Origin of the sequence: Plantibacter auratus, from assembly GCF_050587365.1 — a bacterium.
Classification (GTDB): Bacteria; Actinomycetota; Actinomycetes; order Actinomycetales; family Microbacteriaceae; genus Plantibacter; species Plantibacter auratus.
The window spans coordinates 1123684-1137660 of the sequence record NZ_JBOBFV010000001.1 but is presented as its reverse complement, the minus strand read 5'-3'; the positions used below and the strand labels follow the sequence as shown (position 1 = coordinate 1137660).

The window sequence follows — 13977 nt, the reverse complement described above, 5'->3', positions numbered from 1 at the left end:
GCCGTCGGTATGCTGGGGACATGCCTGAGACTTACACCCTCGTCCTGCTGCGCCACGGCAACAGCGACTGGAATCAGAAGAACCTGTTCACCGGTTGGGTCGACGTCCGACTCAGCGAACTCGGCGTCACCGAGGCCAAGCGTGCGGGTGAACTGCTCGCCGACTCCGGCATCACCCCGGACGTGCTGTACACCTCGGTCCTCTCCCGCGCGATCCAGACGGCGAACCTCGCCCTCGAGACCGCCGACCGCATGTGGATCCCGGTCAAGCGAAGCTGGCGCCTCAACGAGCGTCACTACGGCGCGCTGCAGGGCAAGGACAAGGCGCAGACGCTCGCCGAGTACGGTCCGGAGCAGTTCCAGACCTGGCGTCGTTCCTTCGACGTGCCGCCGCCGCCGATCGACGACGACAACGAGTGGTCGCAGGCCGATGATCCCCGGTATGTCGGGATCGACGGCGAACTGCCCCGCACCGAGTGCCTGAAGGACGTCATCGACCGGATGTTGCCCTACTGGGAGTCCGACATCACGGGCGACCTGGCTGCCGGCAAGACCGTCCTCGTGACGGCGCACGGCAACTCGCTCCGCGCACTCGTGAAGCACCTCGACGACATCTCGGACGACGAGATCGCCGAGCTGAACATCCCCACCGGCATCCCGCTCGTCTACGAGCTCGACGCGGACTTCCGTCCGGTCGCCCCGGCCCGGTACCTCGATCCCGAGGCCGCAGCAGCAGGCGCCGCCGCCGTCGCGGCGCAGGGGAAGAAGTAGCGGAAACCCCACCAAACCACCACCCCGGTCGGGAGTGCGGCGTGGCGACATCGTCGCCGAAAGTGCTCCTGGCCGGGGTTTTCCATGTCGAAAAATAGGGGTTGAACCGCTTCGGGGTTGGGCGTACAGTGACTGCACTGTAACCCGATTGGGGGGATACGCATGGAGCAGTCGACCGACGGCGCCCGTTTCCCCCTGTGGCGCGCCCTGGCGCTCGGTGGCTTCACCGCCGCGGCGTTCACGGCGATAGCCCTCTTCGGGTCGCCTTCCTCCGCGCATGCTGACGACAGTGCCACCGATCCGTCGCTCCTGGGCGCGGTGACCGAGGTCGTCGGCTCGCTCGAACAGCCCGTCAACGCGGTAGCCGGGGTCGTCGACGTCGTCGACACCACCGTGCTCGAACCGGTGGTCGACGTCGTCGACGAGACCGTCGCAGCGGTACCGGTGGTGAACGACGTGGTCGAGGAGACCGTCGGCGCAGCACCCGTCGCCGCGATCGTCGATCCGGTCGTGCAAACGGTCGACCAGACGTTGACCGGCGTCGCCGACGTCGTCGCCGCGGTCCCGGTCCCCAGTACGCCGATCATCGATCCGGTCGTCCCAGCGCTTCCGCAGGGCCCGGCAGCGGACGTGTCGGCCACTGACTCGACCGCCGTTGGCGCGATCCTCCCGACGACGGTCCTCGGACCGCCGTCCGGCCAGCAGAGCGACTCGATGATCGTGTCGGGCGGCCAGGATCGCGAAGACACGTCCTTCACCACGGCCGTGCCCGCCGCCGCCGTCGGATCGTCCAGCCTCCCCGCCACCCCTGCGAACCTTCCGCTGCTGCCGGACGCCGACGGCCGCTGGGCCGTCACGCCGAGTGGCTCCGGGTCCTCCGGCTCCGGTGGTGCCGTCGGCGGTCTTGCAGCGGCCGAACAGTCGATCTCCGTCATCCTCCCTGCGCCCGGCGACGACCGTCGCGGACCCGCGCGAGACGAAGACCTCCCGGCATCACCCACGTTCCCCTCCGATACCTCTCCTGACTGACCCCGGACCACTCTGCCGTTCGCGGCGGAGGCCCGCCCCCTGGGCGGTTCAACGGTCCGAAGCCTCCCGACCACGGGAGCACATCAGTCACTCTGCAAGGAGCAGGAATCATGAATTCGTATGTCAAGAAAGGCCTCTACTGTGGCCTGTTCGTCGCGGGACTCACGTTCCTCGGCGCTACGGCGGCCAACGCCGACACGTCTGGGGACGACAGCATCCTCGGCGGAACCCTCGTCGACGTGGTCCTCGAGGCCCCCGTCGAGATCGTCGACACCGCGGTGAGCGTCGTCGGCGATTCGTCGGCGACGTCCGCACCGGAAGCGGCACCGGCACCTGAGCCGGCACCGGCACCTGAGCCGGCACCGGCACCTGAGCCGGCACCGGCACCTGAGCCGGCGCCAGCACCGGAGCCGGCGCCAGCACCGGAGCCGGCGCCAGCACCGGAGCCGGCACCAGCACCGGAGCCCGCACCGGTACCCGAGCCCGAGCCGGCCGCCGCCACCACCAGTGGTGACGACAGTGTCGCGGGTGGGAACCAGGTCCAGTTGCCCGTCTCCATCCCGGTGACGGTCGAGGACAACGCGATCTCGATCATCGGCGATGCCGAGCAGTCGGGTTCGACGTCCGGACCGGTGGCGGGGGAGTCCGCCTCGCCGGTCACCGACGAGGCGACGACGTCCGGTGACGACAGTGTCGCCGGTGGCAACCAGGCGTCGCCGGCGGTGACCGTTCCGGTCACGGTCGGTGGGAACGCCATCTCGCTGTTCGGTGATTCGAGCAGTGGGCAGGCGGGTGCGCCTGCCACGTCGGGTGGTGCGGCTGTTCCGGCGGCGCCGTCGACCACGACCGGTGACGACAGTGTCGCCGGTGGCAACCAGGTGTCGCCGGTGGTGACCGTTCCGGTCACGGTCGGTGGGAACGCCATCTCGCTGTTCGGTGATTCGAGCAGCGAGGAGGCGGGTGCGCCTGCCACGTCGGGTGGTGCGGCCGTTCCGGCAGCGCCGTCGACCACCTCCGGTGACGACAGTGTCGCCGGTGGGAACCAGGTGTCGCCGGTGGTGACCGTTCCGGTCACGGTCGGTGGGAACGCCATCTCGCTGTTCGGCGATTCGAGCAGTGAGGAGGCGGGTGCGCCTGCCACGTCGGGTGGTGCGGCTGTTCCGGCGACGCCGTCGACCACGACCGGTGACGACAGTGTCGCCGGTGGCAACCAGGTCCTCGGCGACGTCGGGCTCCCGATCTCGGTGGTGGGCAACGCCGTCAGCGTGATCGGCGACTCCGAGTCGACGGGCACCTCGGCCTCCGCTCCGGCATCGTCCGGCGGCGCCACGTCGACCACGGATGGTGACGACAGCCTCGGCGGTGGGAACCAGATCGACCTCGGCCTGGAGCTGCCGGTCACGATCGGCGGCAACGCGATCTCCGTGATCGGGGACAGCGAGACCGGTGGTCCCGGGACGACCGATCCCACCACCCCGGTCGACCCGACGGACCCCACGGACCCGACCGACCCGACGGACCCCACCACCCCGGTGACCCCCGTCGTGCCGACGGTCCCCGCCACGGTGATCACCACCGCGACGGCGGCGTCCTCGACCGGCTCGAACACGATGGCCTCGGCCGCGCGTTCAGCTGAACCGACGCTCGCCGACACCGGCAGCGCCGCGGGTCAGATCCTGCCGCTCGCCGGTCTCGCCACGGTCCTCGGCCTCCTGCTCCTGGCAGGCGGCGCGATCACCCGTCGTCGGATGAGCTAGTCCCACGAACAGACGAGCGGTGCCGACCCGGTCTCGGGTCGACACCGCTCGTCGGGGTGTCCGGGATCAGCTGGTCAGTGGTGCACCGGGGTGGTCGCCTCGGGGATCCAGTCGCCCGTCGCGAGGTACTGGACCTTCTTGGCGATGGAGACGGCGTGGTCGGCGAAGCGCTCGTGGTACCGCGAGGCCAGGGTGGCGTCGACGGTCGCGACGGGCTCACCCTTCCAGGTGTCGCCGAGGACCTTCTCGAAGACGCTGGCGTGCAGCTCGTCGACGTCGTCGTCGTCGTTGCGGATCTCGTCGGCGATGCGCGGGTCCTGGGTGCGCAGCAGCTCCGTCAGCTTGCGAGCGATCGAGACGTCGAGTCGCCCCATCTCGGCGAAGGTGGTCCGCAGGCCCTTGGGCACGGCCTTGTCGGGGAAGCGGTACCGCGACAGCTGGGCGATGTGCTCGGCCATGTCACCCATCCGCTCGAGCGACGCGCTGATGCGCAGCGCGCTCACGACGATGCGGAGGTCGCGCGCGACCGGCTGCTGGCGGGCGAGGATGTCGATGGCGAGCTCGTCGAGTTCGATCGCGAGCTGGTCGATGCGGTTGTCGTTGGCGATGACCTCTTCAGCGACCGCGACGTCCGAGTTGCCGAAGGACTGAGTCGCCTTCTCGATGGAGATCGTGACGAGTTCGGCGATCTCGACCAGGCGATCCTGGACCTCTCGCAGTGACTGCTGGAATACCTCGCGCATGGCTCTGGGTGCCGTCCTTCCGTGACCTGGCGGTGGGCAGGCAGATGCCCGCTCCGCCGATGATGCCGAACCAAGGTTAACAGTTGGGGCACCAAGCGTGAACAGTCGTCGAAGTGGCGGGGTATTCGCGAGTTCGGCGTTCGGCGGACTGAGTAACGTAGTACCCATGGACACCATGTGGTTGGTGCTGATCGCCCTGGCACTCGGCCTCATCGTCGGGGGCGGTTTCGTCGCCCTCATCACCCTCGCCCTCAGACGGGGCGAGCGCGCCGCGACGGTCGTCAACCCGGTCGTGCCCGACGGGGTCGACCAGGTGCTCGAAGCCCTCGACAGCGCGGGCATCGTCGTCGATCCGTCCAACAACGTGCTGAAGGCCTCTCCTGGCGCGTTCGCGCTCGGGCTGGTGCGCGACCGCGTGCTCGACAACCAGGAGTTCATCGACCTCGCGCTCGAGGTCCGCCGCACCGGCGAGGCCGTCACGAGCGACCTGGAACTCGCACTCGGGCGCTTCGGTGAGGCAACCCGGCACCTGCGCGTGCGGGCGGCGCCGCTCGGGTCGCGGTTCATCCTGCTGCTCGCCGAGGACCACACGGAGGCGCGTCGACTCGACGAGGTCCGCCGGGACTTCATCGCGAACATCAGCCACGAGTTGAAGACGCCGATCGGCGCCATCGGGCTCCTCTCGGAAGCACTCGACACGGCGGCCGACGACCCGGAACGGGTGAAGCGGTTCGCCAGCCGGCTCTCGACCGAGTCGCAGCGACTCACCCGGATGACGGCGGAGATCATCGACCTCTCGCGGTTGCAGGCGGCCGACGCCCTCCATCAGCCCGAACTCGTCCGCCTCGATCGGGTCATCGCCGCGGCGGTGGACCAGAACCGCGTGCCGGCCGAGGCGACCGGGGTGGGGCTCTCCCTCAAAGGCGGCAAGAACCTCGAGGTGTACGGTGACGAGGCCATGCTCGTCGTCGCCGTGCACAACCTCATCTCGAACGCCATCCACTACTCGCCCACCGGCGCACACGTGGGTGTCGGCGTCCGGGCGGTCGACGACGTCGTCGAGATCGCCGTCACCGATCAGGGCGTCGGGATCGCCGAAGAGGACCGCGATCGGGTCTTCGAACGGTTCTTCCGCGTCGACCAGGCGCGGTCCCGCCACACGGGCGGCACCGGCCTCGGCCTCAGCATCGTCAAGCACACCGTCCAGAACCACGGCGGCGAAGTGAAGGTCTGGTCGCAGCTGGGCCGTGGCTCGACGTTCACCATCCGCCTTCCCAGAGCAACGACCCCGCCGGAGGACCTCTCCACCGGCACGGCAAGGAGTACCCCGTGACCCGCATCCTGCTCGTCGAAGACGAAGCGTCCCTGAGCGAACCATTGAGCTACCTGCTCGAACGGGAGGGGTACGAGGTCGAGGTGGCGGAGGACGGCCCCTCGGCGGTCCAGGCCTTCACGGCTCGCGGCGCGGACCTCGTGTTGCTCGACCTCATGCTCCCCGGCATCCCCGGGACGGAGGTCTGCCGTCAGATCCGCGCGGTCTCGAGCACGCCGATCATCATGCTGACCGCGAAGGACTCCGAGGTCGACATCGTCGTCGGGCTCGAGCTGGGCGCCGACGACTACGTCACGAAGCCCTACTCGACCCGCGAGCTGCTCGCGCGGATCAGGGCGGTGCTGCGACGCCGTGTCGAGGCGGACCAGGCGCAGGAGGAGGTGCTGCTCGAGGCAGGCACGGTCCGGATGGACACCGAGCGTCATGTCGTCGAGGTCAACGGGGCGCCGATCCCGATGCCGCTCAAGGAGTACGAGCTGCTCGAGCTGCTCCTGCGGAACGCCGGACGGGTCCTCACCCGTGGTCAGCTGATCGACCGGGTGTGGGGGAGCGACTACTACGGCGACACCAAGACGCTCGACGTCCACATCAAGCGCATCCGTTCCCGGATCGAGGCGAACCCCTCGGAACCGGTGATGCTCGTCACCGTGCGTGGGCTCGGCTACCGCTTCGAGGCCTGACGCAGGTCCAGGACGGACGAACGCCCCGCAACTCTGAAGAGGTGCGGGGCGTTCGGTCGTGTGGGGCGACGGCGCGTTATTCGGTCGGCTCCGTGGTGGGCGTCGCGAGCGGCGTCGGCGTCTCGGTGGGCTCCTCCGTCGGCAGCGGCGTCGGGACGAGCGTGGAGTACTCGAGCAGCTGGCCGGTGAGGACCGGCACGCTCGCCGTGGCGCCCGTCTCGTCGCCGTACTGGAAGAAGACGTCCAGGACGGCTCCGGGCTGCGTGCCGAGGGACTCGATGCGCAGCGGGTCGTTGGCTCCCGAGCCGTCGAACGTCGTCAGGCCGGGCTCCGCGAGGACCTGGAACTGCTCGTCCTTGCCCTCGATCTCGATCAGCACCGTGTGGGCGCGGTCGTCGCGGTTCGCGACGCTGAAGACGAGGTTGCCGGTCTCGCCGTCGTCGGAGACGACGATGGCGTTGCGGACGGCCACCGAGCCGACGGTGACACCGACGCCGTCCGAGGCGTCGTACTGCTTCAGGGTCGCCTGCGGCGCGATGAGGTTGCAACCGCTCATGCCGAGTGCGACAGCACCCGCGACGACGATGGAAGCGATGAGACGCGCCTTCACAGAACCCTCCAAGATGTGGTGGCCCCGGGCGCAGACGAGTGACAGGTGTCCCGGGATCCGGATTCGAGTCTAGCCCACGGCTGCGAAGGGGTGTGGCCGGGTCGTCGACCCGTGATCGGCCGGTGCGCCACCCGGTCCGCGGGGCACCCGGTACCCGGCTCTGATCAGGGGTCCCGTGGTATTCTGGGAGACGCTGAAGGGACCGAGACCCATGATCTTCGAAGTTGGCGAGACCGTCGTCTACCCGCACCATGGCGCCGCGACCATCACCGAGGTGAAGACCCGGATCATCAAGGGCGAGGAGAAGCTCTACCTCAAGCTCCGCGTCACCCAGGGCGACCTCATGATCGAGGTCCCGGCTGAGAACGTCGACCTGGTCGGGGTGCGCGACGTCATCGGACGAGAGGGTGTCGACCGCGTGTTCGACGTGCTCCGTGCGCCGTTCACCGAGGAGCCGACGAACTGGTCCCGCCGCTACAAGGCGAACCTCGAGAAGCTGGCCTCGGGCGATGTCATCAAGGTCTCCGAGGTGGTCCGCGACCTGTGGCGTCGCGACCAGGACCGAGGCCTCTCAGCGGGAGAGAAGCGGATGCTCGCGAAGGCCCGCCAGATCCTGGTCTCCGAACTGGCGTTGGCGGAGCAGACCGACGAGGAGCAGGCGTCGTCCGTCCTCGACGAGGTCCTCGCCTCCTGAGCCGACCGTCCGTTCGGGCGGGGCGCCCGAGAAGTAGGCTCGTGGCATGACTGCGATCGACGAACCGGGTGCCGTTGCCGACCCATCCCTGGACGGCCCGGCTGTCGGCGTGATCGTCGTGGCGGCGGGCAGTGGGACGCGCCTCGGTGCCGGGATCCCGAAGGCGTTCGTGTCGCTCGCCGGCAGCACCGTGCTCGAACACGCGCTCGCTCCGGTCTTCCGCCTGCGGGACGCGGTCCAGGTCGTCGTCGTGGTCCCAGCGGATCGCGTCGGTGAGGCGGAGACGATCGGTCGTCGCGCGGCGGGGAAGGCAGCCGACCACCTCCGTGTCGTCGTCGGAGGCGACACGAGACAGTCCTCCGTCCTCGCCGGACTCGCCGCCCTGTGGCCGGGAGTCCGCACGGTGCTCGTCCACGACGCCGCACGAGCACTCACCCCGACCGAACAGTTCGAACGGGTGATCGACGCCGCCGCGCGAACAGGGTGGGGGGTCGTGCCGGGGCTCCCGGTGACCGACACGATCAAGCGGGTCGACGCGAGCGACCTCGTCGAGCAGAACGTTGATCGGGCCGCCCTCAGAGCCGTCCAGACACCGCAGGCGTTCCCGCGCGATGCCCTCATCGCGGCCTTCCGCGTCGCCGAGGACCGCCTCGCGGCGGCCACCGACGATGCGGCGCTCTACGCGGACGCCGGACACCCCGTCCTCACGGTCGCGGGATCGGAGGCGGCGTTCAAGATCACGACCCCGTGGGACGCCCAGCGTGCTGAGCGACTCCTGGCGGACCGAGGCCGAGAGCGCGAGGTGGGCGCACGGCCGACCTCCTCGATCAGGACCGGCATCGGCGTCGACGTCCATGCCTTCGCCGACGACGGCGAGCTGAGCCTCGCGGGCCTCAGCTGGCCGGGAGAACGGCCGCTGGCCGGACACAGCGACGGGGATGCGGTCGCCCATGCCATCGTCGACGCCCTGCTGTCCGCTGCCGGCCTCGGCGACATCGGCTCCATGTTCGGCACCGATGACCCCCGCTTCGCCGGGGCGAGCGGCGAGGTCTTCCTGCGGGCAGCTGTCGAACGGCTGCACGCCGCGGGCTTCGTCGTCGTCAACGTCGCGGTGCAGCTCGTCGGCAACCGCCCGCGGTTCGCGCCCCGTCGGACGGAGGCGGAGGGCGTGTTGAGCGCGCTCGTCTACGGGCCGGTCAGCATCGCGGCGACGACCACGGATGCGCTCGGGTTCACCGGCCGTGGCGAGGGTGTCACAGCCATCGCCACCGCCCTCATCGAGCGCCGCTGACGGGTCGGTCCTCAGCCGGCGGACGTGCCCTCGTCGACCGACGCACCGAGCCCGAGGAACCGGCCGTATTCGCCAGCGGCTCGTCGGAACCCCGCCTGCACCCGCTGCGACAGTGGTTGGAACGGCGTCGGGGTGACGACGACGCCGGTCGCGCTCGTCCGTCGGCGCCAGGTGCCGACGACGCGTCCGTCGACGGCGATCATCGGGAGGAAGATGCCGTTCGCGCCGGGCACGATGCGGTCTGCGAACGCCGCCGGGAGCGTCAACTCGCGGTCGCGGTAGCCGAGGAGCAGCTCGTCGAATCCGGGAAGCGCGAGTACCCGCGGTGGTCGTGGAGCAGCTGAAGGTTCGATGCCCTCGGCCGTCGACCAGCGGGTGACCCCGTCGCTCGATTCGGAGACCAGCCGTCCCGCGGCCACGTCGACGCCGCGTTTCGCCTGTGCGACGGTGAGCTTCGACCACCAGGTGAGGTCGGCGATCGTCGACGGGCCGTGGCCGGTGAGATACCGGACGACGAACTCGCCGAGCGCCTCGTCCGCCTCGAGCACCCGCGGTGCACGGATCCACTCCTCAGTCAGGACGAGTGCCTGCTGTCTTCCTGCTGGAGGTCCCCAGCAGACCACGCCCGACATCGCGAGTTCCATGATGAGGTGGGAGCCCCGTTGTCCGTCGATCGGGATCCCGGCATCGGTGTGGGCCGTCAACAGCTCATCCCTCGTCACGCGCCGATGCCCGCTGAGCAGTCCCTCGGTGAGCGCACGGGAGCGCGAGAAGGTCTCGGCGTCGAGCTCGAGCTGACGGTGTCTGGCCGCGATCGTCGAGCGGACCCGCGGGACACCGAGTCCGAGCAGCCACCCGAGGTCCTCGGCGGCGACGAGATGCAGGGTGCCGCGCATCGGCCAGGACCGGACGATCGACCCGTCCTCGAGCGCCGCGAGCACCTCGTCCATCGTCGTCCCGCTCGACCTCACGCCGACCGCCCACAGCGACGAAGCGAGGTCTTGGGCCTGGACCGCGAGCAGCCGCGAGACGACACCCGTGGGGGAGCGGTGATCGGCTCCGGCGAGGAGCTGTGCCGCGAGTCGCGCGCGGAGAACCTGCTGGTCGTCGCGTCCCGTGGTCATGGGACCATCATGCCCGGACGACGGCGGCTAGTCTGGTCTCGTGGCTCTCCGACTCTACGATTCGAAAACGCAGTCCCTCCGGGACTTCGTGCCGCTCCGCGAAGCCGAGGCGGGGCTGTACGTCTGCGGACCGACTGTGCAGTCCTCCCCGCACATCGGACACCTCCGCAGCGCGCTCGTCTACGACCAGTTGCGACGCTGGCTGACGGCGTCCGGGGTCCGCGTCACGCTCGTCCGCAACGTCACCGACATCGACGACAAGATCCTCGCGAACGCCGCCTCCGGCGTCGAGGGCGGGTTCGCCCAGCCCGGTGAGGAGTGGTGGGCGCTCGCCTACCGGTACGAACTCGAGTTCACGGCCGCCTACCGTGCCCTGGGCATCCTGCCCCCGAGCTACGAACCACGCGCGACGGCGAGCATCCCGGAGATGCAGGAGCTCATCGAGCGGCTCATCGACGCCGGGCACGCGTACCCGGCTCCCGACGACTCCGGCGACGTCTACTTCGACACCGCCTCATGGAGCCGCTACGGCGAGCTCACCCGGCAGAGCGCCGAGCACATGGAGGCCGCGACCGACGCCGACCCTCGCGGCAAACGCGATCCCCGCGACTTCGCGCTCTGGAAGGGCACCAAGCCTGGGGAGCCGCGCTCGGCGAGCTGGATGTCGCCCTGGGGCGAGGGACGGCCCGGCTGGCACATCGAGTGCTCGGCGATGTCGACCAAGTACCTCGGCGAGGAGTTCGACATCCACGGCGGCGGACTCGACCTCCGCTTCCCCCACCACGAGAACGAGCTCGCCCAGTCGAGCGCAGCCGGCGACCCCTTCGCCCGGTACTGGTTGCACAACGGGCTGGTCGCCGTCACGGGCGGGCAGAAGATGTCGAAGTCCCTCGGCAACTCCGTCTACGCAGCCGACCTCTTGGCAGCAGCCCGGCCGCTCGTGGTCCGCTACTACCTCGGTGCAGCGCAGTACCGATCGACGCTCGAGTTCCATCCGGGCGCACTCGCCGAGGCCGAAGCCGCACTCGGACGCATCGAGGGCTTCCTCGATCGTGCCGCCCGCGCCGACCTGCTCACCGAGACGACCACGGCCGCCAGTCGAGCGACGCTCCCAGCCGCCTTCGTCGAGGCGATGGACGACGACCTGAACATCCCCCGTGCGCTCGCCGTGTTGCATGACGCCGTGCGCGTCGGCAACGCCGCCCTCGATGGCGGCGACGACCTGGCGACAGCCCGCGAGCGTGCGGTCGCCGTCCTCGACATGACCCGGGTGCTCGGCATCGACCCGACCGACCCTTCGTGGTCGTCGGGCACCGACCCCGTCACTCACCGATCCCTGTCCGCACTCGTCGAGCGTCTGCTCGTCGATCGCGCGGACGCCAGGGTCGCCAAGGACTTCGCAGCGGCCGACCGGATCCGCGACGAACTCACAGCGGCTGGGATCACCATCGAAGACACCCCGTCCGGAGCACATTGGAGTATCAGTGGCAAGTAAGCCTTCCCGCCCGACCGGGCCGAAGAAAGCGAAGAAGGGTCCCACCAAGGGCACCGGCGGCCTCGGCCGCAAGGCGCTCGAGGGGCGTGGACCGACCCCCAAGGCCGAGGACCGCGCCTGGCACCCGGCCGGCAAGCGGAAGGCCGCGCAGGAGCGCTACGCGGCCTCCGGCGGCACCGGCAAGCCGAGGCAGGCGGCCGGCCAGAACGGACGCCCGTCCACGAACGGCCGGACCAAGCAGAAGTCGAGCGACGAGTCCGAGGTCGTCACCGGCCGCAACTCCGTCCTCGAAGCGCTCCGCGCGAAGATCCCAGCCACCACGCTGTACGTCGCGACCCGCATCGAGATGGACGACCGGGTGAAGGAGGCGCTCAGCATCGCCACCCGACGCGGGATCCCGGTGCTCGAGGTCATGCGTCCGGAGCTCGACCGCATGGCCGGGTTCGACGGCGTGCACCAGGGCCTCGCCATCAAGGTGCCGCCTTACGAGTACGCGCACCCCATGGAGTTGCTCGACCAGGTCATCGCCCGTGGCGAGAACCCGCTGTTCATCGCCCTCGACGGCATCACCGACCCCCGGAACCTGGGTGCGATCATCCGATCGACCGCAGCCTTCGGTGGTCACGGCGTGATCCTGCCGCAGCGCCGGAGCGTGGGCCTCACCGCCTCCGCGTGGAAGACCTCGGCAGGAGCGGCGGCTCGGACGCCGGTCGCGATGGCCGCCAACCTCACCCAGACGCTCAAAGCGTTCAAGGAGCGCGGCGTCTTCGTGATCGGTCTCGACGGCGACGGCGACGTCTCCCTTCCCGGGCTCGAACTCGCCGACCAGCCGATCCTCGTGGTCGTCGGCAGCGAGGGCAAGGGCCTGTCCCGCCTCGTCACCGAGACCTGCGACGCGGTCGTGTCGATCCCGATCTCGGCCTCGACCGAATCGCTCAACGCCGGGATCGCGGCCAGCGTGACGCTGTACGAGATCGCGCGTCGCCGGAACGCCGAGTAGGCGACCGGCGCTCGCGCCGCGCGAACGAGGACAGGCCCTCGGAACGGATCTCCGTTCCGAGGGCCTGTCTGTCGTCAGTCGAGAAGACGGACGTGGTCAGACGAGGTCTCGCCAGTCGACCGGTCCGGTCATGGCGGCGGGGACGCTGATCGCCTCGGTCGGCGGCACGATCATGGTCGCCTCGTCGCGGCGGTGCCGCAGGACGGTGTTCACGTAGGAACCGACGGCTTCCGCCAGCGGGATGTCGCGACCCTCGTTCTGCGCGAGGAACCAGCGGTGCTCCAGGAGTTGGTGGAAGATCTCGGCGGGCTCGAGCTTGCCGCGGAGTTCGCGCGGGATCGCTTTCACCACCGGCTCGAACACGCGGATGAGCCACTCGTGCGCCGCCATCTCCTCGTCGAACCCGTCCTTCCCGAACGAGGCCGAGTAGGCGTCGAGATCGTTGAGCAGGCGCCTCGCCTGGTTCTCGCCCGCGTCGAGGCCGGTGAGCCGCAGGAGGCGGCGCTGGTGATGCCCGGCGTCGACGACCTTCGGCTGGATCCGCACGGTCGAGCCCTCGTCGGTCGTCTTGATCGCGAGTTCCTCGATGTCGAAGCCGAGTTCGTTCAGACGGTGGACGCGCTCGGTGATGCGCCAGCGCTCGGACGCGTCGAAGGACTCGGAGCCCGTGAGCTCCTTCCAGAGGGACCGGTACGCGGCGACGATGCCGTTGCTCACGGTGACGGGGTCGAGTTCGGCGTCGGCGCGTCCGCCGGCCTCGAGATCGAGGAGCTCGCCGGCGATGTTCACCCGGGCGATCTCGAGGTCGTTCTCACGCTGCCCGTTCGACAGCCCGCCCTCGTAGAGCTTGCCCGTCTCGGCGTCGACGAGGTAGGCGGCGAAAGCTCCCGCGTCACGCCGGAAGAGCGTGTTCGACAGCGACACGTCACCCCAGAAGAAGCCGACGATGTGGAGGCGGACGAGGAGGACGGCGAGCGCGTCGACGAGGCGGGTCGCGGTGTCGGGTCGGAGGGTGCCCTGGAAGAGCGCACGGTAGGGGAGTGAGAACTTCAGGTGCCGCGTCACGAGCACGCTCGGCAGCTCACGGCCCTTGCGATCGCTCCGGTTCGTGATGACCGCGAGCGGGTCGACGCAGGGGATGTCGAGCCGCTGCAGGGTGCGCAGCATGTCGTACTCGCCCTTCGCCATCTCCGCGGTCGTCTCCTTGACGGCGATGACGTAGCCGGACAGGTTCGCGAACCGGACCAGGTGGCGCGAGATGCCCTTCGGGAGCGAGGCGATGGCCTCATTCGGCCAGTTCTCGAGGGGGAGCTCCCAGGGGAGATCGAGCAGCGCCGGGTCGACGGTGGCAGCGGTGATGTTCAATGCGCCGGACATGGTGCGGAGCGCTCCTCGGGGATCGTCGTACTGAGACTGGACAAGCGAAAACGACGATGGCCGAGCGATCGGAG

The 13977-nt window shown here is 69.7% G+C and carries 13 protein-coding genes; 9 read left to right on the top strand and 4 right to left on the bottom strand.

What is annotated here, in order from left to right; all coding sequences use genetic code 11:
• Window positions 1-20: 20 nt before the first annotated feature.
• The 3 genes from ACQ3HE_RS05290 (at window position 21) to ACQ3HE_RS05280 (ending at window position 3556) form a co-directional block, all read left to right on the top strand.
• Window positions 21-770 carry a phosphoglyceromutase gene (locus ACQ3HE_RS05290; protein ID WP_159878055.1) on the top strand — a complete coding sequence of 250 codons (750 nt, stop codon included), beginning with the start codon at window positions 21-23 and terminating at the stop codon, window positions 768-770.
• Window positions 771-932: 162 nt separating this feature from the next.
• Window positions 933-1799, top strand: a complete 867-nt coding sequence (locus tag ACQ3HE_RS05285; RefSeq protein WP_430891597.1) for a hypothetical protein — start codon at window positions 933-935, stop codon at window positions 1797-1799.
• 110 nt (window positions 1800-1909) lie between these two features.
• The gene (locus ACQ3HE_RS05280; protein WP_430891595.1) at window positions 1910-3556 is read left to right on the top strand and encodes a chaplin family protein; all 1647 of its coding nucleotides are present in this window, start codon (window positions 1910-1912) and stop codon (window positions 3554-3556) included.
• Window positions 3557-3630: 74 nt separating this feature from the next.
• Here the strand turns inward: ACQ3HE_RS05280 and phoU are convergent, their stop codons facing one another.
• Window positions 3631-4299: a phosphate signaling complex protein PhoU gene (gene phoU, locus ACQ3HE_RS05275; protein ID WP_064296372.1), complete on the bottom strand. Its 669-nt coding sequence runs from the start codon at window positions 4297-4299 to the stop codon at window positions 3631-3633.
• A 166-nt stretch (window positions 4300-4465) separates the two neighbouring features.
• Between phoU and ACQ3HE_RS05270 the strand changes: the two genes are divergently transcribed.
• Together ACQ3HE_RS05270 and ACQ3HE_RS05265 are read left to right on the top strand one after the other, a co-directional pair.
• Entirely contained in the window at window positions 4466-5632 is a 1167-nt protein-coding gene (locus ACQ3HE_RS05270; RefSeq protein ID WP_079705355.1) for a sensor histidine kinase, read from the top strand.
• Window positions 5629-6312, top strand: a complete 684-nt coding sequence (locus tag ACQ3HE_RS05265) for a response regulator transcription factor (protein WP_064296370.1) — start codon at window positions 5629-5631, stop codon at window positions 6310-6312. Before ACQ3HE_RS05270 ends, ACQ3HE_RS05265 begins: the two co-directional genes overlap by 4 nt.
• A 76-nt stretch (window positions 6313-6388) precedes the next feature.
• On the opposite strand, the gene ACQ3HE_RS05260 is transcribed toward ACQ3HE_RS05265, so the two are convergent.
• Entirely contained in the window at window positions 6389-6922 is a 534-nt protein-coding gene (locus ACQ3HE_RS05260; protein WP_430891593.1) for a hypothetical protein, read from the bottom strand.
• 211 nt (window positions 6923-7133) lie between these two features.
• On the opposite strand from ACQ3HE_RS05260, the gene ACQ3HE_RS05255 reads away from it, so the two are divergent.
• Window positions 7134-7616, top strand: coding sequence for a CarD family transcriptional regulator (locus ACQ3HE_RS05255; RefSeq protein WP_064296368.1), 483 nt, complete (start codon window positions 7134-7136; stop codon window positions 7614-7616).
• A 46-nt stretch (window positions 7617-7662) separates the two neighbouring features.
• A complete protein-coding gene (gene ispD / locus ACQ3HE_RS05250; protein WP_430891591.1) occupies window positions 7663-8907 on the top strand; it encodes a 2-C-methyl-D-erythritol 4-phosphate cytidylyltransferase in 1245 nt (414 codons plus the stop codon).
• 11 nt (window positions 8908-8918) lie between these two features.
• On the opposite strand, the gene ACQ3HE_RS05245 is transcribed toward ispD, so the two are convergent.
• Window positions 8919-10031, bottom strand: coding sequence for a winged helix DNA-binding domain-containing protein (locus ACQ3HE_RS05245; protein WP_430891589.1), 1113 nt, complete (start codon window positions 10029-10031; stop codon window positions 8919-8921).
• Window positions 10032-10071: 40 nt separating this feature from the next.
• Here ACQ3HE_RS05245 and cysS point away from each other — a divergent pair, with 40 nt between their 5' ends.
• Together cysS and rlmB are read left to right on the top strand one after the other, a co-directional pair.
• Window positions 10072-11526 carry a cysteine--tRNA ligase gene (gene cysS / locus ACQ3HE_RS05240; RefSeq protein WP_430891587.1) on the top strand — a complete coding sequence of 485 codons (1455 nt, stop codon included), beginning with the start codon at window positions 10072-10074 and terminating at the stop codon, window positions 11524-11526.
• Entirely contained in the window at window positions 11516-12526 is a 1011-nt protein-coding gene (gene rlmB, locus ACQ3HE_RS05235) for a 23S rRNA (guanosine(2251)-2'-O)-methyltransferase RlmB (protein ID WP_064296364.1), read from the top strand. Before cysS ends, rlmB begins: the two co-directional genes overlap by 11 nt.
• A gap of 96 nt (window positions 12527-12622) precedes the next feature.
• On the opposite strand, the gene ACQ3HE_RS05230 is transcribed toward rlmB, so the two are convergent.
• Window positions 12623-13903 carry a DUF4032 domain-containing protein gene (locus tag ACQ3HE_RS05230; protein WP_137242091.1) on the bottom strand — a complete coding sequence of 427 codons (1281 nt, stop codon included), beginning with the start codon at window positions 13901-13903 and terminating at the stop codon, window positions 12623-12625.
• Window positions 13904-13977 lie beyond the last annotated feature (74 nt).

What these genes read in the sequence shown, in the direction of transcription:
- ACQ3HE_RS05270 (WP_079705355.1), top strand. Translation starts at nt 4,466, where the DNA reads ATGGACACCATGTGGTTGGTGCTGATCGCCCTGGCACTCGGCCTCATC.
- ACQ3HE_RS05290 (WP_159878055.1), top strand. Translation starts at nt 21, where the DNA reads ATGCCTGAGACTTACACCCTCGTCCTGCTGCGCCACGGCAACAGCGAC.
- ACQ3HE_RS05280 (WP_430891595.1), top strand. Translation starts at nt 1,910, where the DNA reads ATGAATTCGTATGTCAAGAAAGGCCTCTACTGTGGCCTGTTCGTCGCG.
- phoU (WP_064296372.1), bottom strand. Translation starts at nt 4,299, where the DNA reads ATGCGCGAGGTATTCCAGCAGTCACTGCGAGAGGTCCAGGATCGCCTG.
- ispD (WP_430891591.1), top strand. Translation starts at nt 7,663, where the DNA reads ATGACTGCGATCGACGAACCGGGTGCCGTTGCCGACCCATCCCTGGAC.
- ACQ3HE_RS05255 (WP_064296368.1), top strand. Translation starts at nt 7,134, where the DNA reads ATGATCTTCGAAGTTGGCGAGACCGTCGTCTACCCGCACCATGGCGCC.
- ACQ3HE_RS05285 (WP_430891597.1), top strand. Translation starts at nt 933, where the DNA reads ATGGAGCAGTCGACCGACGGCGCCCGTTTCCCCCTGTGGCGCGCCCTG.
- ACQ3HE_RS05245 (WP_430891589.1), bottom strand. Translation starts at nt 10,031, where the DNA reads ATGACCACGGGACGCGACGACCAGCAGGTTCTCCGCGCGCGACTCGCG.
- ACQ3HE_RS05230 (WP_137242091.1), bottom strand. Translation starts at nt 13,903, where the DNA reads ATGTCCGGCGCATTGAACATCACCGCTGCCACCGTCGACCCGGCGCTG.